This is a genomic window from Parasalinivibrio latis (assembly GCF_036825535.1).
Classification (GTDB): Bacteria; Pseudomonadota; Gammaproteobacteria; order Enterobacterales; family Vibrionaceae; genus Parasalinivibrio; species Parasalinivibrio latis.
On record NZ_CP098813.1, the window covers coordinates 1,048,995 to 1,071,555 of the forward strand.

Consider the following 22,561-nt stretch of genomic DNA (forward strand, 5'->3'; position numbering starts at 1 on the left):
TGTTCATTCATGCAGCACCCAGGCTAAAAAATTGGATTTTTTGTTGCATTGAGTTAAATAATAATAAAAATACATATCATTAATATTTGATGCATGTATGCAGTAAAAAGGCCTATGTATAAGGAATATTTCGCCAGGAACAAGCCAAGGGTACTGTTGAAAGAAAATGAACCGGGCGGTTTTACCTCGATATTGAAAGGGAGACTGGAGGAGGTTGGCTGCCGGGTCAGCACTGTGGCACCCGGTGGTGCTATTTCGCACGATTGCCTTGCTACTTCGTTGCTGATTACCCAAATTCAGGCAGGTGAAAAAGGGGAGTCTATGCTGCGGTGGCTCTGTACCCAAGGGCCATGCCCGGTGTTGGCATTGGTGGATGGCGGTTGCAGCCAGGCACGGGTCTCTGCCCTGTCGATGGGGGCAGAGGATGTGGTTTCTTCACCCTTTGATTTGGAAGAGTGCATGTTGAGGGCATTTGCGATCCTCAGGCGTGACATATCAGCATCAAACCCGGATCAGGAAACCTGTGTTCTCCGGGTTGATGACCTTGTACTGGACAGGACGTCAGATCTCGTTGAAGTTGGCCAACAGGACGTATCCCTTACGCCTACCCAATTTCGCCTGCTGTGGACACTGGTGTCCCATCAGGACAGGACACTGAGTAAATCCTATCTCTACCAGATGGTGTTAAAAAAGCACTTTAGCCCGGACGACCGTAGCCTGGATATGCATCTCAGCCGGGTGCGGCGGAAGCTGGCGAGTGCCGGTTTTTCATCTGAACGCCTGCAGACCGATCATGGTCGGGGATACCGGTTCACTTAAGCCTCCCTCCACTTTGTAACAGTTGTAAAAATCATTTACTCAATGGATACATCTTATAGGATTGGTGTCGAGAATGATTATCGTTACTATATGGATGTATATAAAAATGAATAACCTAAGCCCGTTCAGAGGCACACCTACAGTGGTAGCTGCTTCAGTATCCCTTGCGCTTGCCAGTGGGATGGCATTTGCTGAAACCGCAGAAAACAAAGACGTAGAAACCATGGTTGTTTCTGGCTCCCTGATGCAGGGGCCGGATGTCATTATTGATTCAACCGATCTTGACCGCCAGCAGGCAGTAGATCTCTCAGACATCTTTGCCAGTGACCCTGAGGTTGCGGTAGGTGGCGGTTTCGGGCCAATCCAGAAAGCCTATATCCGTGGCCTTGAAGACACTTTCATGAACGTTACCATCGACGGGGCTGCCCAAGCGGGATACATGTTCCACCATCAGGGACGCCTGATGATTGAACCGGAATTGCTCAAGCAAGTGGAAGTGGCAGCAGGTGCGGGGGAAGCAACCAATGGACCAGGGGCACTGGGTGGTTCGATCCGTTTTGAAACCAAGGATCCTGAAGACCTCCTTTATGGCGACCAGAAGATTGGAGGTCTGGTAAAAGGCGGCTACTACAGCAATACGCAGGGCTACAAAACATCCGGCACCGTATTCGGGCAACTGAACGAAAATGTCAGTGCTATGGCGACAGTGTTGAAAGCGGACTACGACGATTACAAAGACGGAGACGGTACCAAGCAGCCACATACAGAATCAGGGCATAAGGTCGGTTTCCTCAAGGTTGTCGGCGATTTCGCAGAGAGCCACAAAGTGTCTCTGAGCTATGAAAACCGGAAGGAAGAGGGCGTCCGGGCACACAAGCCGAATATTCAGGATACTAAAGGCCGCATCTGGCCCCAGGAAAACGAACGCCAGACATTTACCGCCAAGTACGGGTTCAACCCGGTTACCAGTGAACTGGTGGATCTGGAACTGACCGCTTACAACACAGAAAATGTCCTTTTCCATGACTCACCTACCTGGGAACCCTTCTCCGGCAAAGTGATTTCCTATGGGCTTGATTTGCGTAACACCAGCACGCTGGGAATTCATGAATTGGAATACGGCATGGATTACAGCCATGACACATCCCGGCTTGACCAGGACGCCGTTACAGAAGTGGATGTGAAAGAGACTGGCACCATTCATGGTATCTACCTTCAGGATCGTATCTCTGTGACGGAGCAATTGCTCTTGAGTATCGGGCTTCGCTATGACAGGTATGAAACAGAACAGAGCAGCGACAACACCAAACCGTCATTTACGCTGAAAGATGACGGCTGGAGCCCGAATGCCGGTTTCAGGTTCCTGGCAACAGACAACATTGAAGTTCACGGCGGCTGGGCTCAGGCGTTCCGTGGGCCACGTGTCCGCGAGACCTTCACCCTGTTCAGGGCACCTGAGAAACGTGTAGGGGAAGAAGCGGAGAACTACGAACTGGGCGTAATATACCGTCTGGATGGTTTCCAGTTTGCCGTAAAGGGATACCGGACCACGATAGACAATGCAGTGGGCAACGGTGTCTCCAATTTGGGTAAACTTGAAACGGAAGGATTCATTGCCCGGGTTGGCTATGTTGTTGACAAACTTGACGCCAGCCTGAGCTATTCAAAGTCGTCACCGGAACTCAACGGTGATCCCCTAAATGATGACAGCCTTGGTTTAGGGGTTGATGTCGGCGACAGTTGGTTTGCCAAGGTCAACTATGCGTATTCTGATCAGCTTGATTTCGGCTGGACCGGTGAGTTTGTCCAGCGTCTGGATAAAAAGGTAAATGACGGCACCACTTATGCCGCGAAGCCAGGATACGGTGTACACAACCTGTATGCGCAATACCTGCCGCTGCAAAGCGAAGACCTGACACTGACGTTGACAGTTAACAACCTTCTGGACAAGCAATATACCGATCATGCCAGCTACTCCACTGGCTTCCGTGGAGACGGTATCCCCAACCCCGGCCGTGATATACGTGTGAATCTGGCTTATGCGTTCTAATGGCACCTTTTCAGCATAACAGAAAAGGTGAGTCTCCCGCCTAAGAGCCATCCCCCGCACACCGGGGGACTTTTTCTGTAATAAAGCCCCGAAATTCGGGGCTTTTGCTTTGGGTTCAAACTGTTGGGGTGTTGATTACACACCCGCTGTCATGTGCATGCCATAAAACATGCCGCGGCCGACTAGCTCAGAAAGCAAGATCAGTACGAAGGCAACAGCAATCAGTGGCAGCGCAGGGGGCTGTTTCATGATCATCGGCAGCAGCCAGACAACAACACCGGTTGCCAGCAAACCCAGACGTACGAACTGGATGGTTGCCATATCCGGCACAACAGCCAAAGCGGATGTGGCGCTGGTTTCAATACCGCCGAGATGGACAGAAAGCAGAGTAACAGCAATGGCGACACCGGCAGCGGCGACAAGGCCCATTACCGGCAACGCGGTATCCGCCGCTGCGACTTTGTGCTTTGCCGCAACCAAAAGCAGGTGCGCCAGGGCAAAGCCGCCGACTGCCATGGTCAACACGAATGCAGCGGGTGTCAGCCCTGTGTACCAGGTTGGGACGGTGTTGATCATGTACACCATGATCATGGCGTACATAAAGAAAGCTCCAATACCCATTGCACCCAGCATCAGCCCCTTACGAAGTACGTCACTTCCCTTGTCGAGGATTGACAGCAACCAGTAAAGACCACCCAGTGCGAAGAACAGGCTGCCGCTGGCTATTTCATTTGACAGCCAGGAACTGCCTACCATGTTCAGGGCATTCATTGCGCGCAATGGGTTGCCAAGGTGCATGGTAGAAGCTATAAAGCCAAGTCCCATCAGTGCCCACAGGCCGAACATTGACTTGTGCAGGCGCAGTTCACCACCCGGGCAGAACTGCTTACCCAGCAGCAATACACTCAGTACCAGAAATGCACCTACGGAAGTTTGTGCAAAGACCGTGAACACTACCAACGGCCATTCATGCCATGCCATATCAGACCTCCTTAGGGTTCGCCAGGTAGCCGGTGGTATCTCCACATGGGCGGGCATGGCGGTTTGGCTTAATCACAATGTTTGGTTTGGTGAGGGATGCAGAAGGCAGTGGAGCCACTTCAGCCTGGTCACCGTATTTAGCGCGCAGCTCTTCAATCGGACCAAATTCCAACGCGCGTAGCGGGCAGGATTCAACACAGATTGGCTGTTTGCCTTCGGCGACACGTTCATAACAACCGTCACACTTGGTCATGTGACCTTTGTCTGCATTGAACTGTGGTGCGCCGTAAGGGCAAGCCATTGAACAGTACTGGCAGCCGATACAGGTGTCAGTGTCAACCACAACAAAGCCGTCTTCGCGTTTGTGCATGGCACCACTTGGGCAGACTTTGGTACAAGCTGGTTCAGAACAGTGGTTACATGCCATGGATACGTAGTAGGAATAAACGTCCTGACGCCATGTATCACCGTCTTTTACCCAGTTGCCACCGGCATATTCATAGACACGGCGGAAGTTTACACCGACGTCTAAGTCCTTGTTGTCTTTGCACGAAAGCTGGCAGGTTTTACAACCGGTGCACTTGCTCGAGTCAATATAAAAACCGTATTGCTTCATGGTTCAGTCCTTACGCCTTCTTCACCAGTTGAACATCTACCAGGTTGGTGTGCTGCGGGTTGCCTTTTGCCAACGGGCTAGGGCGCTGGGTAGTCAGAACGTTGATACAGCCGCCTTTGTCGACTTTGTTCTTACCCGGTGCGTACCAGCCACCCTCTCCAAGGGCAACAACGCCCGGCATGATGCGAGGGGTCACTTTTGCAGGGATGTGTACTTCACCACGGTCGTTGAAAATACGGATGAGATCGCCGTTTTCGATACCACGTTCAGCGGCATCAACCGGGTTGATCCACATTTCCTGGCGAGCAGCTTCCTTGATGATGTCAACGTTCCCGTACGTTGAGTGGCAGCGGGCTTTATAGTGGAAACCGGTCAGCTGGAGCGGGTAGGTGTCACGCTTCTTGTCGTCCCAGCCTTCAAAGGTGGAGACGTAAACCGGCAGCGGGTGAATCACTTCGTCGCTCTCCAGCTCCCACGTCGCCGCAATTTCAGCCAGACGCTCAGAATAAATTTCTATTTTGCCGGAAGGGGTTCCCAGCGGGTTGTTCTCAGGATCTTCACGGAATGACTTGTACGCGACAAAGTGGCCATTCGGGTCACGACGCTTGTAGATACCCTGCTTGCGCATGGTCTCAAAGTCCGGCAGTGAAGGATCCTGTTCGCGGGTCAGGGCGTAAAGGTGGCGCAGCCAGCCTTCCTGGTCGCGGCCTTCGGTAAACGCCTCACCCACACCCATACGTTTGGCAATTTCAGAACAGATTTCATAAATGCCTTTGGATTCGAACTGTGGTTCAATCGCTTTGTCGGCAAAGATGAAATACGGCATGTTCGCCGCCTTCGTGTCCATACAGAAATCCGCCTGCTCAGAAGTGGTGAGATCTGGCAGCACGATGTCTGCATATTTCGCGGAAGATGTCATGTGGTTGTCGATCACCACAATCATTTCGCACGCATTGTCATCCTGCAGGATTTCGTGGGTTTTGTTGATGTCAGAGTGCTGGTTGATGATGCAGTTGCCCGCGTAGTTCCAGATAAACTTGATAGGCACTTCCAGCTGGTCAACACCGCGGATACCGTCGCGTGTTGCCGTCATTGACGGGCCGCGGACAATTGCGTCGGTCCACAGGAACATCGGGATGGATGCCTTTACCGGGTTGGACAAGGTTGGGAAGCGGACAAACGGAATGTTGTAGTCCGATTCACGGGCTCCTGTTCCGCCACCGTTAATACCCACGTTGCCCGTCAGTAGTGCCAGCATAGCGACCGCGCGTGATGCAATTTCACCGCCGGCTGTACGTTGCAGGCCCCAGCCCTGCAGCACGGCACAAGGCTTGGTTGAGCCGATTTCACGGGCTGTTTTAATGATAATGTCAGCCGGAATGCCGGTAATCGGTGCTGCCCATTCCGGGGTTTTGGCGATACCGTCCGGGCCATCACCCAGAATGTAAGATTTGTAGTCGCTCTTTGGCGGTGCAGAGGCCGGGAGAGTTTTCTCGTCGTAACCTACGCAATATTTGTCGAGGAAGGGCTGGTCAACCAGGTTTTCCTGGATCATCACATGCGCCATCGCTGCAATAAAGGCAGCATCCGTACCCGGGCGGATTGGAATCCATTGGTCTTCACGTCCACCGGCAGTGTCGGTGTAGCGAGGGTCGATCATGATCATGCGGGCATTAGAGCGTGCCTTGCCTTCCATCATATGGTGGATAAGGCCGCCACCGGACATGCGGGTTTCTGCCGGGTTGTTGCCGAACTGGACAATCAGTTTAGTATTTTCCAGATCAGAGAAAGAGTTACCGTAAGCCCAGCCGCCACCGTAAGTGTAATCTAGGCCAACAGTGATTTGTGCCGTTGAGTAGTCGCCGTAGTGGTTCAGGTAACCGCCGGTCAGGTTCATCATACGGGCGATCAGTGAGCTGCCCGGAGGCCAGGATTTGGTGACCGTGCCGCCCAGCGTCCCTGTACCGTAGTTCAGGTAGATGGCTTCGTTGCCATAATCCTTGATGATGCGCTTCATGTTGCCAGCGATTTCATCATAGGCTTCTTCCCAGGTGATGCGCTTGAACTTGCCTTCACCGCGCTTGCCAACGCGCTTCATCGGGTATTTCAGGCGATCCGGATTGTAGACACGACGACGCATTGAACGGCCACGCAGACACGCGCGGACCTGGTGGTTGCCGTATTCATCATTGCCGGTGTTGTCGGTTTCCACCCACTTAATTTCACCGTCCACAACGTGCATGCGCAGTGGGCAGCGGCTTCCGCAGTTCACCGTACAGGCGCTCCAAACCACCTTTTCTTTTTTTGCAGCAGACGTGGCTGCCGCTACCGGGTTGGATTTAAACGGCAGGGACACAGCACCGGCGGTCGCGGCTAGCCCGCCAAGGGCGGAAGAGGATTTAACGAAATCCCGCCGCGTCAGGCCGCCGGCCAGTAACGCTTTCAGTTTATTCTTCATACACGACATTCTCGATTGGTTGTAATCACGGGCCTTCACTGGCCTCGTGTGCGCGAAGATTTACCGGAATGGCGCGATGAAATGTTGTGACAAATCAACAAAACCGCCGTAATGGCGGGATATGACGTGCGAGATTATGGAAGTGAGATTTCGATCAAATATTGGGCTTATCTTTCATAATTTATTCATATAAAAGAGATATATATCGCAATATTTAAAATTGTTAACCAAATTCGATTTATTGACTGGACGCAAGTTTTACGGGTTTCAACACAGGTAGACTGCCGCAAAATTCTAAGATGATGCTTATCATGCAAAACGACGTGTCTATTTCCCGCCTTCTTGGTGCATTGCTTTACCACTCTCCGGGTTCTGAAACCGCAACGTCCATTCTCAATGCGTTTGCAGAAGAGGAAAACGAACTACTGAATGTGCTGGCAGAAAGCGCATCCCAAACCGATCCCGACGCTCTTGAAGCTGATTTTTTCGCATTGCTGCAAGGTAGTGGAGATATGCCATGTCCGCCGTGGGGTTCGGTGTACCTCGACAATGAAAATGCGCTGTTTGGTGCATCCACCCTGGAATATCGAGGCTTTCTGTCTTCGGTCGGGTTGTCCTGCGACACAGGGCTGCGTGAGCCGGAAGACCATATTGGCCTGATGTTAATGATGCTTTCCGTGCTGTTGGAAAACGGGGGCGGAGACAATGCCAAGGCACTTCTGAGCCGTCATATCATGCCGTTTGCGCCAATGATGCTCGAAGAGATGGAAAAGCATGCCGAAACGGCCTTTTACCAGGGCCTTGCAGCCATTACCAACGGATGGCTGATGAGCTTCTGTGAAGAAACCGGGGTAGTGGCAGACGCTCGCCGCATTTATTGGGAGAGGGTGTGAGCGTTGTCTGGTGACAATGAAAAGTACTACCAGGCCAAGCTTTCCCACTGCGGCACAAGCCGCCGGGGATTGTTCCGGGCCATTGGCCGGGGAATGAAAAGTGCCTCGGAAGCCGACGAACCTCCAGTGATAAACTGCGGTCGTCCTCTGGGGGCAGTAGAAGAGCTTCTGTTTAACAGGCTATGCAACCGCTGTGGTGAGTGTGTCCGAGCTTGCCCGCAGCAGGTGTTGTCCATGACAACCGGCGGACCTGTAATGGACCTTTCCCTCAATCACTGTACGCTCTGCGTTGCTTGCACGTCTGCATGCCAGACAGGTGCGCTTCAGCCTGGACGATCGCGTGATACAGGCTGGCGACCTGTCATCTCTTCCGGTTGCAATGCCCGGATTATGGGAAGCTGCGATGAATGCGAAACTGACTGCCCTACAGGTGCGATTTCTGTCAGCCCTAACAGACTGCCGGTTGTTTCTGACCTCTGCAATGGCTGCGGGGAATGTGTGTCCAGTTGCTATATCGGAGCGGTGAGCCTGACCAAAGCGGTATAACTTTCTTCAAGGCTTGCCTATCTCTCAATCTCTCCTGGCTTTTACCCAAGAGGGTGAAATAGCAGGCCATATGTGTACAATTAAACCTTCCTGATTTGTTCTCAAATATTACCCAACTGCTTCCTACATTAGACACTGTCATTTCTCTTAATTCTTTGTAATCGATTGCAAAATCCACAGGCGTGACTGTCTTCACACTTGGTCATTTTTTGGCTGGTTATTTTTGTTTTGCTGAGTCATACCTAACCCATGTTGTAAATAAATTGTAACGATGATTCTTTATCGTTCGTTTCTTTACAAAAGAAAGGCTAACAATGCATTTCTACCCACGCTCAGAGAGATGCCTCCTCATGAAAAGGTGGCCTAATTTCTGCGCATTCATCCAACGAGAAAGGGACGAAAGATGAATAGCTTAAAGGTGACGATGGTATTGGCTGCAGGGACGTTGTTTTCAGCCCATGCCGCCAATGCAGAAACGCTCCGTTTGCTGACCTGGGGTGGTTACGCTCCACAAGAAGTGATTGACCAGTTTGAGAAAGAAACAGGCATTGAGGTCAAGGTTACCAAGTCTAATAACGAAGATATGATTTCCAAGCTGCGTGCGACCCGTGGTGCTGGCTTCGACTTGGTACAGCCAAGCCAGGATCGTATCACCGGGGCACAGCGCGACTTTAAAATTTACCAGCCAATTGATCTGTCTAAGGTCGATGCCAACAAGATTATTCCGTCAATGCTCGATGCCACCAAAAACAACACTATGTTGGATGGCGAAGTCTATGGTGTACCTCACGTTTGGGGCACAAGCGGTTTGGTGGTAAACACTAAGGTAGCCGGCGGTGTGAAAGACTATACCGATTTGTGTGATGCACAGTACAAAGGCAAGGTTTCGTACCGCCTGAAGCGTCCGACATTGATCGGTTTTGCATTCTCAATGGGTGAAGACCCATTTGCTGCATACAGCGATCCGGAAAAATACAAAGCCATTCTCGATAAAGTGGAGAAGAAGCTGATTGAATGTAAGCCGAACGTGAAAGCTTACTGGTCTGGTGGTGATGAGCTGCTTAACCTGGTTCGTTCAGGTGAAGTGGTTGCTGCGATGGCTTGGGATGCGGGTGGTTGGAAAGTAAACCGTGATAACCCGGATATCAATTTCGTTGCCCCTGCATCGGGCGCATTGGGTTGGATTGATACCTTTGCAATTCCACGTAAGTCAAAAGCTGTAGATGCAGCGTATAAGTGGATTAATTTCGTCATGCAGCCGGAAATTGCAGCGAAAATCACAGAATCTGCAGGTAACTTTACTGCGTCTAAAGGGGCTGATAACTTCGTCAATGAAACGGCGAAAAAGCAGTTCCAGACCAGCTTCCCTCCTGCGGCAATTGACAACATCAAATGGTACCCAACCGTACCGGCCGGGCTGGAAGAAATGGAAGGCCTGGTTCTTGATCGCGTTAAAGCGGCGAACTGATTAATACTGTAATCTCATTCCGGCCTGTTGTGACAGGCCGGAATTTTCGCAACGGATGCGAATTTCAGAAACAACCCAGGCGGTAACAACCATGTCTGCACACTCCGATTCCAACTTAGCCACACCGGATCTTGAATGCCGGGCAATAACAAAAACCTTCGCTGATTTCACGGCAGTCGACAATATTGATTTCACCGTCCCTAAAGGCAGTTTCTTCTCCATATTAGGGCCGTCCGGCTGTGGAAAAACCACACTCCTCCGTATGTTGGCGGGTTTTGAGCAGGCTTCCCATGGCGATATTTTTATAAAAGGGAAAAGGGTTAATGATATTGCCCCGAACCGGCGGCCGGTCAACATGGTGTTCCAGCATCTGGCGTTATTTCCCACGATGACAGTGGCGGAGAACATTGGCTACGGCTTGCGTCGCAGGAAGACCCCGAAAGAAGAGATAGCACGTAAAGTGGATGAAGTGCTGGCCAGGGTCGGGTTATCCGGAAGTGGACCAAAGCAGATTTCCCAGTTGTCCGGTGGACAGAAACAACGTATTGCTATTGCGCGCTGCCTGGTGCTTAACCCGGATGTTCTTTTGCTGGACGAGCCATTGGGGGCGCTGGATCTCAAGCTGCGTGAGCAGATGAAAGTTGAGCTGAAACATCTCCAGCAGGAATTTGGCACCACCTTCGTATATATCACCCATGACCAGTCTGAAGCACTGGTCATGTCTGATCAGGTTGCCGTAATGAATAACGGCAGGTTTGAGCAACTCGCTACCCCTCAGGAGCTTTACTACGCTCCGGCTACAACATTCGTTGCCAAGTTTGTTGGGGAGAATAACCACCGGCAGGGGAAGGTAACAGAGGTCAATGGCGATACCTTAGTGATAAAGGGAGAGATGGGGGAGACCTACCGAGCCACTGGGAGTAGCCTTAGCCTTGGGGATCATGCCGATATTTTTATCCGGCCGGAAGCAATTTCCATCGCATTCCCAGGGGATATTCCTGCTTTGGCAGACAATGGGTTTGACGTGGAAGTGAAGGAAATTCTTTTCGATGGTTCGCGCAGCCAGTTGGTGGTGCGCCATCCACAGAATCAGGGTGAATTTTCAGTCCAATTACCACAGACGGAGAGTTTTCGTTATATCCGTCCCGGGGACCAGCTGTTTGTCCACTGGCAAGCCGGCGTTTCCCGCTGCCTGCCGTCGCAGAAATAGGAGGCAATGATGATTGAACGGGGAAACCGGTTGGCACTTTATCTGCTGCTGACACCGTTTTTACTGTGGTTATTGCTCCTTATCATCCTGCCCCATGCCCAGATGTTCAATATTTCGGTGCAGGACAGGGCCGTGGGTGGTGCGACGGTTTTCAGCCTGGACAACTACGCCACTTTCTTTACTGAGCCCCTGTACTGGCGGACCTTCACGCGTACCGCCGTCATGTCATTACTGGCAACTGTGCTGACGTTGCTGGTGGCATTTCCCGTGGCGTTTTACATTGCCAAAGTCAGCCAGGGAAAAACCAAGAGCTTGTTGTTCGTTGCCTGTTTGCTGCCTTTTTGGGTCAGTGAGCTGGTGCGTTCTTATGGTTGGATGATACTGCTTCGGGAATCCGGGTTGATTAGCGGACTACTGCAAGCTACTGGCTTGGCAGATCAGCCTGTAGAAATGCTCTACAACGACGTCACCATCATGGTCGGGCTGGTGTATACGTCGATGTTGTTTATGGTCGTCCCCTTGGTTACCACTCTCGACAGCCTGGACAATAGCCTGATCGAAGCTGCCTATGATCTCGGTGGCAGCAGTTGGGATGTCTTGAGAGAAGTGGTGATTCCTCACGCCATGAGCGGCATTGTAGCAGGATGTATTGTGGTGTTTATGCTGACGCTTGGAAATTACCTGACCCCGACACTGCTTGGTGGGAAAGACAGTCTCTGGTTTACCGAGCAAATTTTCACCCAGTTTATTACCCGGTTTAACTGGGAACAGGGATCTGCGTTCGGTATTTTGTTGCTGACACTTTCCTCTCTGATGGTATGGGGCGGCCTCAAACTGACCCGCCAGTCATTCGTCAAGACAATGGGGTAAGTTATGATTCCTTCGCTTCCCACAAATAAAAACCTGTCCCGGATTTACCAAGGGTATGTCGCACTGTTCTTTGTCTTTCTGATGTTGCCGCTGACGGTAGTAGCCGTTTTTGCCTTTAATGACAGCCTGTTCCCGTCACTGCCCTGGAATGGCCTCACACTTGAGTGGTTTACCGGTAACACAGAACCAAAGGTCGGGATTTTCAATGACCGTGAATTGATGGATGGTATATGGGTAAGTCTTCTGGTTGCGATTGCCGTGACAGTGTGTTCGTTGGTACTTGCCACCACCAATGCCTTTTTGTTCGAGCGTTTTGACTTTCCGTTTAAAGGTTTTTGCTATGTGCTGTTACTGCTGCCTCTGGTGATTCCAGGTGTAATTCTCGGGGTGTCAATTCTCTTGATGAGCAGCACAATAGCAAACGGTATTGAAGACAGTATCGGTTTGGATATCGAATGGATGCGGCCGGGGCTGGTACTGGTAGTACTGGGACAGTTTGCGTTTATTACCACAATATGTACTCTTGTGATTGCAGCCCGACTTCGTAAATTTGATATCAGCCTGGAAGAAGCGGCGCTTAACCTCGGGGCGACAAAAGCCGAAGCCGTCTTAACCATTACACTTCCTTTTCTTAAACCAGCACTGATTGGGGCAGGTATTATTGCGTTCCTGATGTCTTTTGAGAATTTTAATACCACGCTGATGCTGGTGGGGTCAGATGCGCCCCTGACTATTGCGATGTTCGATAGGTTGCGGGAAGGCTCTACGCCGGTAATAAACTCGGTGTCCCTGTTGCTGATGGTGGCATCCGGCATGTTGGCACTGGCGAGTATCTGGGTTTCCTCTAAAGCAGATCAAGCTGCCTCGTAATGCATTAGCTCAGGAGGGTTTATTGATAATCCCAGTTACTTCATATGTCGCAGGTAAAAAAGTCCTATTGATGTATTGGCTGAGAGGTTTTTTGTTTTTGGGCGTGAAGTAGAAGTATTGATTGCGTCTCGGTTTTAGTCATTGCAGGCTCATAATAATACCCTTGTACGCAATCAATGTTGCATCGTCTGACAAAGGTCAGTTCTTCATAGGTTTCTACTCCTTCTGCTACGACACTGAATCCCAGATGGCACAGTGCGCTGCTGACGGCGAGGTACAGTATCCGGCCTTGTTCTGAAGAGATGTTTTGAAGAAATTGACGATCGAGTTTTACGATATCCGCATCTAACTGAGAAAGCATGGAAAGACTGGAATAACCGGAACCAAAATCATCAATAGCAATCTGGAAACCGGCAGTGCGTAACTGTGAAATTGCACGCTTTGCGAAGGACAAATTTTGTATATAAGACGATTCAGTGATCTCAATAACAACAGGGAAGCCTGATAGTTTTTGGATGATGTAGGCAATTGCCTCATCACTCAGGAGCGACTCTGCTGCTAAGTTGATACTGACTTTGCACAGTGGAAGGCCTTCTTCCTGCCAATCCACCATGTCTTTCATTGCCTGGTCCACAACCCAACGATCTATCGATGCCGTCATACCGGCGGCAGAAAAGTCCTCAAGGAAAGTGGGGCCGTGAATTCTATTATTGTATTTAAGCCTCAGTAGGGCTTCCAAGCCAATAAGTTTCCCTGTCTCAGAACAATACTGAGGTTGGTAATAAAGCATTAATTCTCCAGAAATTATTTTTTTCATGTGTGATTTCAAGGAGACGAGCTGATTATTTAACATGGTTTGAATTTGGTTTAATCTGACGTCACTGTCTAATTCAATTTTTGTGTTGAGCTCTAGCGCTTTAATAACGTTTTCCTTTAAAGACTCAGTGCTTCCAACATCGAAATGATTTAAAAATGGTTTATAAATAAATACACCTAAAACAATCAAGAAAACCTGAACAAATAGAACGTATACACTTCCATCTGAGGCTATCCAACCATTAATGAGAACTGGCATCATCCAATGGGCCGTACCTGATATCTCAACAGGAAAGGTTGAAAATAAAATGTATGCGATAGATTGATTTGCTAAAGGAACCAATATGAAGGGTATGGCCAATCGAGGATTATAAATAACCGGGAGGCCAAAGAGAAGAATTTCATTAATGTTTACCAACGCAAACGGGATGGACATCTTTGCTATGCTTTTGGCATGGGTGTTTTTGCTGAACAGAAGGATTGATATAATTAATGACCAAGTGCACCCTGCGCCACCAAATGAAGAGAATAAGCTCAAGAACGTGATGTATGGTATGTCTGATGTGTAGATTTCAAAAGCGAATGAGGTATCAAATAGGGCTTGGAAAGCAGATGAACCATGAATGCCAATCAACCACAATAAATGGCATATAAATACATAAAAATAACTCTGAGCCAGTACTGAAAACTCAGAAATCCAAACAGCGAGAGGAGCTATGGATAAATTAATAACCAGTTGATTAAGGAACATGGCCGCTAAGAAAATCAACAGGTAAGGGAGAGTGGCATCGATACTTTGTGTAAGCTTAGCGGGTAATCTTCCTTTAGAGTCAAATGAAAACTTATAGTGCTTTTTAATAAGTAGATAAAGTGCACTGACGAAAGCGGGAATTAGTACTGCATGAAGAAAAACGAAGTTATCTGAAAGGTGGATACCATCTGCATCCTGGTACACAAAACCGGAAAATACAAAAAACAGAATAAGTGATAAGAAGGTTGCGTGAATCCGTTCGTAGGCAAAGTTGATTGCCAGGTGATATGCCAGAGATGTTGTCATTAAGACCGGAAAGCTTAATTGAAAAAGTTGTGTTATCGCATTTACCTGTGTTTCGCTAATGAATTGAAAATAAACATTAAGATTAAATATAACAATCCAAAGGCAGCGAAGAAATATAAAGGGAAGTATTGCTAAAATCGCATCTCTATATGAGATTAGTGTCGCTTGCCAAGTTGAATTAAAAGAGTTCATTGTTTTTTGGCTCAATTTTCTAATTATATTAGTATTAGTCTAGATGTATCATAATTAGAACGCGAATTAATTGTTGCAAATTGGTGATATCTGGAACTTAACTAACATTTTTTCCTGTCTCAATATTGAGATGATGTTAATTAGGAGTATTTATACTAAACGATATTGTTTTCCACTCATCCAATTAATTGGATATTTAATTCGATAACCTGCTATTTATGTTGATTTCTCAAAAGAATGTGCATTTATCAATGCAGTGTGAGGATGTTGATTTCTTTCAGAAAATAGCGAGAATAGGTGAAATTAAACGTCTGTAATGTCAACGTTGTTATACTTGGCCATAACCAATAAGAAATCATGCTCATATTTAGTTTTGACTTTGTCATTGCACACGTTTTGAAATGATAGCGAGAAGTTTTCAACATCGTACGTAAGTCACAGTCTTACAAGCACTAAACGAATAGGTTAGTTTTTACGTTAAATGAATATCTATATGCACCAATTGGCATAAATGATCGACTATATAAAAAGACAACGGATGTTAGGTTAATGAGTGAACAAATTGAAAACGAAGAACAAGTTGCTGTAAACAGCGAAGAAGGAACTGATCAATTCATTAAAATTCCTGCGAGAGCCCCACGATCAGGGTGGTGGGAGTTCTTTTTACATTTTGGAACGTTTGGAATTTATACAGCATGTTTCTTTGTAGGACGAATTCGAGAAATAAAAAGAATATCCTCTCTGGAATTTCGTCCTGGTTTATGGTTTTTGGTTCCGTTTGTTCTTATTGCTCAGCCATTTGCATTTGGGAAATTAGGACGGGCACTCAATGACCTTGAAGAAAAAAGTGGACTACAATCCAAAAAATCACACTATGCGTTATATTGTGTGGGATATTTTTTAATAAGCATATACTTTCTTATAAATGATAAGTTACCACTTTGGCTATTCAGTGTGTCACTTTTCGTCGCGCCTCTCTGTATTACTTTGGTTTTTAACCGGGTAAATAACCTGAAGCGAGCACGGAGTGATTTGGTGTTCTTCGGTAAGTCATCCGGATACAAATTCTATGAGTGGGTAATTGTTGTAGTTACTGTTCCAGTCATGTTTGCGCTCTCTTTTTTTGCACTTTACGAAAGCTTTGCCGATTCAGCAGGAAACCGTATCGAAGCCAGAAGCATCTATAGAAGTGATGACAGCGATATAAAATTAGAATTTTATGGTGAAGGTTGGGTTCAGGTAAACACGGATGAAAACAGTGATAAGCCATTGGTTGCGGAGTTTTCACCTCCTGTGATTGGTGGGTATGTCATGTTGTACCGATATGCTCCGGACTTGACGCTGCAAGAGTTGGTCGATGGCCGCAAAGAACTGTTATATGAGGCGTCAGAGAATTTTCACTGTCAAGAAACGCGAAAACTGAAACCTACCAGCGTAAAAGTGCGTGTTGAGATCACCTGTCGCGGCAACTTCCTGCTCGATCAGGAGTTTGCCCAATCCGTTTTTATAGAGGAGGAAGACTATATCTATGAGTTTGTTTCCTCGCTTGCTGCCAATGGTGAGCAATATACCGAATGGGAGAGCAACTACAAACTGATGGCACAGGGGTTTAACACTCTATGAGATTCATAAAAACTGCCATATGTGTTTTACTTTTTGTCTTCGGAATATACCCCGTCAGCGTTTACGCAGAAAATGTGGAATGGAAACTCAGCTTTTCTAAAGAAGACGCATCACTAATCGAAAAATATAGGCCGCATGTCTCAACAGTTAATGAATATGAGATTGTATTAATCGAAAACAGATTTGAGATCGAACAGGATAAAGTTGTTGTTTATACCACCGAAGTAGGGTACTTCCCCCGCTACATTGACACTGAGGGTCAAGGCTCGCACTCAATATATTTCAACCGGCATTCAGACTCTATTACCGTTTTGTCTGCAGCATCTGTGGATACTCAGGGAACGGTAGAGCAATTGCTTCCTGCGTCTGCATCCATCAGAACCACCGACCGCTACAACACATTTACTGAACAACGGGAGTTGGTCTTGCCCATCCCGAGCTTAAAGGAAGGGAGTTTTGCCCTTCTCAGATATAAAACAGAAACCTATCTCAAGCATCAGGAAATGGATTGGTCTGAAACGCTATATACGGTTTCGAGTGCTCCAATTAATGAATACCGACTTACTGCCAAGTGGCGAGATGGTATTCCCGTGAGGTGGAAGTCAAATTCCGACACCGTTAGCTGTGAGGAGGAGAACCGGGAACTTCAATGTACGGGATCAGATATCGTTTCGTTCAAAAGTGATAGCAATATATTTTGGCGGGATCACGTTGGTCAAATCGTGCTGGGAGGAGAGAAAGACTGGCCTTCAGTGATCCATCGAGCAACAACAGCGATGAATACCGCAATAAGCAATACCCAGGGCTTGGATGCAATCATGTCGTCTCTCATCCACCCCAAAGATAGTGAACAGGAAAAGATTGCAAAAATCCTGGATTTTGTGTCACGCGATATTCGTTATGTCTCCCTGTCTGGTGCCGGACATGCGGTAACCCCTCATTCCATCGCCCATACCCTGAATGTTCGGTATGGGGACTGCAAAGACAAGTCCGTTTTGCTGAGGGCGATGTTAAAGGAAATTGGTATCAACGCGAATTTGGTACTCGTGTCGACAAACCGTACCGCAGAGCAGCAGTTGCTGTTACCGACAATGGCGGCGTTTAATCACGTTGTCGTGTGTTTTAAGCGGAGCGGAAATGACTACTGCCTGGATCCGACAGATACCGAAACAAACTGGCAATTTACGCCTCAATGGATTCAAGGAAAGGTCAGCCTTCCGCTGGAACCGGGATACATCCCCCATACGGTTGATAACAGTGAGTTTCGTTGGCAGTTCGAAAATAAATCTTCAATCAGATTTAAAGAGGACGGAGGTCAGCATGAAACAATCTCGCGAACCTATTTCGGAGAGTACGCCTCTTACTACCGTTCCAGGCTTAATCACCTATCGGATGAAGAACTTACGGACTTTTTGAGCGAGGAATACAGCGATGCGGTTACAACAATTTCTACGCCCGTTTTTAAAGTCGAAAACGTTGAAGAAATGGCAGCGTCCCTCAACATCAACTCCAGCGCTGTGCTGGAACCTTTTCTGGAGATCAATAAAAACCTCAGATATGAAGAAGCAGACGCCTGGATCAAGAAAGAGCTTTATGAGTCCAAATTGAGTAACAGCCACTATGCTGAACAATTTGGTGGTCTGCGAATCGTTTCAGAATATGAATTTGACCTGAATAATATCTGGTCTTTGCGTTATCCCCCTGCAGAAGTGACGCTATATCATGATTTCGGCTCTTTAGTGCGAACCGTTGACACTCTCGCTAATGGTACAGTGGAAATACGTACTGAGGTTCGTATTCCCTCTCAAACTGTCAGCAGCCAACAAATTGAACCGTTCAATCACTTACTTGATCTGTTTGCGCGAGAGTCTCTTATCTCTTTTTGGGGTAATAAGGTCGAATAGTCAAGGTGCGGGCAATCGGCTCGCACCTTTAGTCGTGTGTCAATAAGCCAACGTGCCGCGAATCGGGTAGTTGTTGTCTGGGTTACGGATCCATGCCAGACCATTTACCAAGGCTTCCAATTCAGGCCGGGTGAATGGGTTGTTCGATACATCTGCAACTTGCACAGTGCCAGCTTCGTTGATCACAAAAAGGCCAGGTTCAGCAAAGTTGTGGTCTGTTTCTTTCTCTGAACGAGGAATGGAAATATAAAGACCAAGTTCTTTCATCTGTACTTCAGTCAGGCCATATAGCAGCGGAAACGTTACGTTCAGCTTTTCTTTATGTGCTTCAAGTTGCGCTTTCGAGTCGCCGGATACGGCAATGACAGAAATTCCAATGTCAGCCAGGCGGGCAATATATCCTTCAAGGTTATTCAGGTACTTGGTGCAAAGGGGGCAATGCTTACCGCGGTACACAACTACCATCTGCCATGTCGCGCTGCCTTGAGGCACTTTAAGCTGGACTGTGTTGTCGTCAATGTTGGTTGCACTGATGTCCGGGAATGGCGAGCCGGCAGCGAGTTTATTGGTGTAAGTCATGTTCACTCTCCTTTAAACAATGTTTCCAGGTGGGCTTTGTAACGTATTAAATCATTGTCTGTGTCCGGGTTTTTCATGACGTCATAGCAAACAAATGTCTTAAAGCCTGTCATGGCAAAGAAACGGAAAGCCATGTGGACAGGGAAAAACAGATCATCCACGCTTTTTCCCTGGAAAAGATACTGGTCTTGATCGTTAAAGGCGGCTTCAGGTGCATTGAAAGTCAGGGATAGCATGTATTTTTTCCCTTCCAGAGAGCCACCACTGCCGTATTGCGCATCAGTATATCGGCTTCGTCCGTCACCATGGCAGAGTCTTCCACCCAGTCCGGCTGTGTAAACTTCATCCATGTACTTCTTGGTCGACCAGGTGACACTCATCCAGTAAACGGGTGTTTGCAGAATAACCACGTCAGCCCAGAGGTGCTTTTCGATCTCCGTCTCGGCGTCGTACCCCTTTTCGATGTAGGTATGGCGTACTTCATGTCCCAGAGAGGTAAGGGTTTCGGTCGCGGTTTCTACCAATGCACCGTTTAGTTTGCCTTCTGCGAAGGGGAAATAGTGGTGACCATTGAGAATCAGTATCTTCATATTTTGTTGTACCGGAGGTAAGCGATGTAAGCATACTCTGGAATTCGAGGTTACCTATGTCAACCAGTATACTTTTAGTTACCTATATGTTTGATTGATTACTCCCTGATTATATTGCGATATTTTTTATTAATCTGTCTTAATGCAGACATCATCGGCAGTACGGAAATGACGTCAACGCGGGGGCGATGAAAAACGGATTTTTTCCCTCCAAAACTCCTCCAAAATGTTTTCCCCAATATCTGTGCCTCTATTTCCCCTTTCGCACAGCCCTCTAGCGAAGGGTTTCCATTGAAATCTGGATATACTCCGACCCGCGATTGTCATGATAGCGGCTTGTCGTGAATGGGGTTTTATGGCCAAGGAGCAGTTGGGTGTTGAGCCCGATTTCAGCGTAAGTGCGTTCAGCCAGTGAGCGTATTTCGTGAAAGCTTGGCGGGTTCCCGTCCCAGATCCTGCCCAGTCGATCCCGTATTTTGGCGAACCCGTTGGTAATTGCTGTCGGGGAGACCTGCTGCCCTGGGCGACGAAAGTTGAGGGTGGGCGTCTGGTGAACAAGGTATTGGCTAAGCGTGCCGGTTTGACGGCAAGCGGCGATGATGTCACCCAGTGGTTCGTTGAGAAGTGGGTTCACCAAATCGAGGGAGAATGCGAGTTTTGACCGCCCGCGGGATTTGTCGAGCGTGACATAAAGGGTATGGTCACTGACATCCTTGAACATCAGCCCCCTTATGTCGGAGCGGCGAAGTCCGGTGGTCAGAGCGAGCTTCATGGCGTGTTTGAGAAAAGGGCTGGGCAACCGATCTGCCTCAGACAACACCGCATTCCAGTCTTCCTCGGACAGGCGCGCGCGCCTGATGTCAATGCGCACACTCCTTAGCGCCTGGGCCGGATTATAACCAACATCTACCTCACCACAATGCTGCGCCTCCTTAAACAGGTTGCCCCAGGTTTGCTTGAGCCGCTGAGCTGCCGAGCGTTTGTCCGCTAGGATATATTCATCATAAATGGTGGCGAGTGTCTTCGTATCGAGCTCACGTACCCCGATGTGCCCACAACGTGCACGAAGCACTTCTATGTCGATGGCACGCGAGTTCAACGTATGGATAGAAAGTTCTCCCTGGCCATAGCGGTATTTCTGGTACTGCATGTATTTATCGCACCAGGCTGCAGTGCTGACACCTTTCTCCCGTCGCTTGACCGGGTTTTCATCCAGGATATGTTGATAGTGCTCAAGCAGTTGCTGGCTGATTTTGTCATTGAGTTCAACGGCCACAGACAAGGCCCGTTTCCTGTCAGAGCCGAGGCCATGGAATTTCCCTGATCTGGGATCCCTGTATTGATAGTAAACCTGGCCAGAGCGCTTATCGAGTTTCTCATACAGGTTTTGGACAGTGATATTATGGGTGCGGGGTCTAGCTGCCATGGCGTAAAATCCTCTCTACCAGCGGATCTCCGGAGTGGTAGGCAGCATGTAGTGCCAACCCGACAAAGCGGGCACTCCGTAAGACCATCCAACGCCCGCCAACTTTGACAGGGCTTGGGTGGATTTGATGTGTTTTAGCCCAGCGCGATATCGTTGCAGGGGAATAGTGCTCGCCGGGAAAGACGGCGGCTGCCCAGTCTGACAGCCGGATAAACTGATAGTCGTTCATTCAACCCTCCAAAGACGTTCAATCCCTTAGAAAGGCGGCGATGTATCCCGCCAGTCTGCCTTGTCGAGATCGGGGTCGGACGGTGGCGGGGCACCGTCGGGTTTTCCGCTGTCGGTAAAGGTGATGTCTAAGATCCTTGCCTGGAGGGTGGCACCGGTAGAGCCATCACTGCGCGAAAAGGTATGGATCTTGATGTCATCAGCGTACACGAGCACTTGCCGACCCTTTGTTAGGTATGGGGCAAGCTTGATAACGCGCTCACCCCAAAGCCGCCCCTCCAGCCATTGGGTTTCCCTGTTGGCACCAAATCCGATGGAATAGGCCAATGACAGGCCGGCCACGTTGTGCCCGTTGGGGGTGACGCGCAAGACGGCATCCGCCCCCAATCGACAAAGTTTAATGAGCATGTCAGGCCTCCTGCTCTAAGGACGGGGCGGGCTGTCCATTGGTAGCACGGAGTGTTGTGAGCTTGTCCTTGTATGCTTTTCGGGCGGTTTTGAGGGCCGCCGGGGGAAGGGCCTTTGCCGCATCTTCGACTTCGGCCAGGGCGGCTTCCGTCGTTGCTGCCTGGATGCTCCCAAGAACATCATCCAGGGTGGCGCCCTCCTGCTTTTCTCCCCCTATGGGGGAAAGCCGGGAGAGCAGGGCCGTCGTCTTGCTGGTTTTTGCCGGTTCGGGGTTAATTGCCTTTTCTGGCGGCAGCTCAAGTTCGTCCGGGGTATAGACACCCAAAATGACATCCGGGCAATATCGCCTTGCCCATTTTTTAACGGCTACATAGGTGATTTGCTGTTGGGGATCTGTCGCCCATTGGGTGGAATTTCTAGGCCAGCATTGCTTTAGCAGCACATCGACAACGCGGGGCTTGTTTTCACCCCTTAGCGTGGCAAAGACCCGGACTCCGACTCCTTCCTCATCTTTGTCTGTCCAGTTTTGCCTGGCATACCGGTTTCCTTTGCCGCTGGTTTCCATGGTGAACTTACCGATGACCTGCTCCCAGGGGCCGAAAAACTCAAATTCCAGACGGTCTTTGGTGGGAGCCATGGATTTGATGACCGCATTGACCAGCTGCGCCTCATAACCCAGAGTGCCGTTAACCAGGTGGGTTTTTTGCGCTACCGCATGGGGGTTCATACGCCATTGCATGGCCTGCAATGTCACGGCCAGGCAATCCCCAATGCTGCCGCGAAGGTGTGTCGGAACCGTAACTTTTCCCTGTGCCATCAGTTGGGCAAACCGCTCCAACTGGCCCATCAGTCCCGGTGTCACCATCATGGTGGCGACGTCATAAGCCGGCGTGCTTGCCTCTGCGTCCAGCATTGCCAAATCCTGGGTATCGGTGCTTGTCAGTTGTGTCGTCATAT

At 48.9% G+C, this 22,561-nt stretch carries 20 protein-coding genes; 10 read left to right on the forward strand and 10 right to left on the reverse strand.

What is annotated here, in order from left to right:
• Positions 1–114 precede the first annotated feature (114 nt).
• Positions 115–819 (forward strand): response regulator transcription factor, encoded by a 705-nt coding sequence (locus tag NF212_RS21700; protein ID WP_434361009.1) that lies wholly within the window; start codon positions 115–117, stop codon positions 817–819.
• 106 nt (positions 820–925) lie between these two features.
• Positions 926–2,869, forward strand: a complete 1,944-nt coding sequence (locus tag NF212_RS21705) for a TonB-dependent receptor domain-containing protein (protein ID WP_434361010.1) — start codon at positions 926–928, stop codon at positions 2,867–2,869.
• Positions 2,870–3,004: 135 nt separating this feature from the next.
• Here the strand turns inward: NF212_RS21705 and NF212_RS21710 are convergent, their stop codons facing one another.
• The 3 genes from NF212_RS21710 to NF212_RS21720 are packed head-to-tail and all read right to left on the reverse strand — an operon-like array spanning position 3,005 to position 6,924.
• Positions 3,005–3,850 carry a DmsC/YnfH family molybdoenzyme membrane anchor subunit gene (locus NF212_RS21710; RefSeq protein ID WP_434361011.1) on the reverse strand — a complete coding sequence of 282 codons (846 nt, stop codon included), beginning with the start codon at positions 3,848–3,850 and terminating at the stop codon, positions 3,005–3,007.
• Between the two features lies 1 nt (position 3,851).
• On the reverse strand, positions 3,852–4,466 hold the full coding sequence (locus NF212_RS21715) for a DMSO/selenate family reductase complex B subunit (protein ID WP_434361012.1): 615 nt from the start codon (positions 4,464–4,466) through the stop codon (positions 3,852–3,854).
• A 10-nt stretch (positions 4,467–4,476) separates the two neighbouring features.
• The gene (locus NF212_RS21720; RefSeq protein ID WP_434361013.1) at positions 4,477–6,924 is read right to left on the reverse strand and encodes a DmsA/YnfE/YnfF family dimethyl sulfoxide reductase; all 2,448 of its coding nucleotides are present in this window, start codon (positions 6,922–6,924) and stop codon (positions 4,477–4,479) included.
• Between the two features lie 311 nt (positions 6,925–7,235).
• Between NF212_RS21720 and NF212_RS21725 the strand changes: the two genes are divergently transcribed.
• The 6 genes from NF212_RS21725 (at position 7,236) to NF212_RS21750 (ending at position 12,781) form a co-directional block, all read left to right on the forward strand.
• Positions 7,236–7,817 (forward strand): TorD/DmsD family molecular chaperone, encoded by a 582-nt coding sequence (locus tag NF212_RS21725; RefSeq protein WP_434361014.1) that lies wholly within the window; start codon positions 7,236–7,238, stop codon positions 7,815–7,817.
• Between the two features lie 3 nt (positions 7,818–7,820).
• Positions 7,821–8,363, forward strand: coding sequence for a 4Fe-4S binding protein (locus NF212_RS21730; protein ID WP_434361015.1), 543 nt, complete (start codon positions 7,821–7,823; stop codon positions 8,361–8,363).
• 403 nt (positions 8,364–8,766) lie between these two features.
• Positions 8,767–9,831 carry an extracellular solute-binding protein gene (locus NF212_RS21735; protein ID WP_434361016.1) on the forward strand — a complete coding sequence of 355 codons (1,065 nt, stop codon included), beginning with the start codon at positions 8,767–8,769 and terminating at the stop codon, positions 9,829–9,831.
• A gap of 55 nt (positions 9,832–9,886) precedes the next feature.
• Positions 9,887–11,041 (forward strand): ABC transporter ATP-binding protein, encoded by a 1,155-nt coding sequence (locus tag NF212_RS21740; RefSeq protein WP_434361017.1) that lies wholly within the window; start codon positions 9,887–9,889, stop codon positions 11,039–11,041.
• 6 nt (positions 11,042–11,047) lie between these two features.
• Positions 11,048–11,911, forward strand: a complete 864-nt coding sequence (locus tag NF212_RS21745) for an ABC transporter permease (RefSeq protein WP_434361018.1) — start codon at positions 11,048–11,050, stop codon at positions 11,909–11,911.
• A 3-nt stretch (positions 11,912–11,914) separates the two neighbouring features.
• Positions 11,915–12,781, forward strand: coding sequence for an ABC transporter permease (locus tag NF212_RS21750; RefSeq protein ID WP_434361019.1), 867 nt, complete (start codon positions 11,915–11,917; stop codon positions 12,779–12,781).
• A 64-nt stretch (positions 12,782–12,845) separates the two neighbouring features.
• Here NF212_RS21750 and NF212_RS21755 read toward each other — a convergent pair whose 3' ends face one another.
• Positions 12,846–14,846 (reverse strand): EAL domain-containing protein, encoded by a 2,001-nt coding sequence (locus NF212_RS21755; RefSeq protein ID WP_434361020.1) that lies wholly within the window; start codon positions 14,844–14,846, stop codon positions 12,846–12,848.
• 549 nt (positions 14,847–15,395) lie between these two features.
• Here NF212_RS21755 and NF212_RS21760 point away from each other — a divergent pair.
• Positions 15,396–16,469 (forward strand): hypothetical protein, encoded by a 1,074-nt coding sequence (locus NF212_RS21760; RefSeq protein ID WP_434361021.1) that lies wholly within the window; start codon positions 15,396–15,398, stop codon positions 16,467–16,469.
• 74 nt (positions 16,470–16,543) lie between these two features.
• Positions 16,544–18,373: a transglutaminase-like domain-containing protein gene (locus NF212_RS21765; RefSeq protein ID WP_434361022.1), complete on the forward strand. Its 1,830-nt coding sequence runs from the start codon at positions 16,544–16,546 to the stop codon at positions 18,371–18,373.
• Between the two features lie 39 nt (positions 18,374–18,412).
• On the opposite strand, the gene NF212_RS21770 is transcribed toward NF212_RS21765, so the two are convergent.
• From NF212_RS21770 to NF212_RS21795, 6 genes are all read right to left on the reverse strand, one after another.
• The gene (locus tag NF212_RS21770) at positions 18,413–18,952 is read right to left on the reverse strand and encodes a peroxiredoxin family protein (protein WP_434361023.1); all 540 of its coding nucleotides are present in this window, start codon (positions 18,950–18,952) and stop codon (positions 18,413–18,415) included.
• A gap of 2 nt (positions 18,953–18,954) precedes the next feature.
• Entirely contained in the window at positions 18,955–19,542 is a 588-nt protein-coding gene (locus NF212_RS21775) for an NAD(P)H-dependent oxidoreductase (protein WP_434361024.1), read from the reverse strand.
• Between the two features lie 274 nt (positions 19,543–19,816).
• Positions 19,817–20,968: a phage integrase Arm DNA-binding domain-containing protein gene (locus NF212_RS21780; protein ID WP_434361025.1), complete on the reverse strand. Its 1,152-nt coding sequence runs from the start codon at positions 20,966–20,968 to the stop codon at positions 19,817–19,819.
• Positions 20,958–21,197, reverse strand: a complete 240-nt coding sequence (locus tag NF212_RS21785; RefSeq protein WP_434361026.1) for an excisionase — start codon at positions 21,195–21,197, stop codon at positions 20,958–20,960. The genes NF212_RS21780 and NF212_RS21785 overlap by 11 nt, the downstream gene beginning before the upstream one ends.
• A 26-nt stretch (positions 21,198–21,223) precedes the next feature.
• A complete protein-coding gene (locus NF212_RS21790) occupies positions 21,224–21,604 on the reverse strand; it encodes a single-stranded DNA-binding protein (RefSeq protein ID WP_434361027.1) in 381 nt (126 codons plus the stop codon).
• A 1-nt stretch (position 21,605) separates the two neighbouring features.
• Positions 21,606–22,559 carry a RecT family recombinase gene (locus NF212_RS21795; RefSeq protein ID WP_434361028.1) on the reverse strand — a complete coding sequence of 318 codons (954 nt, stop codon included), beginning with the start codon at positions 22,557–22,559 and terminating at the stop codon, positions 21,606–21,608.
• Between the last annotated feature and the right edge of the window lie 2 nt (positions 22,560–22,561).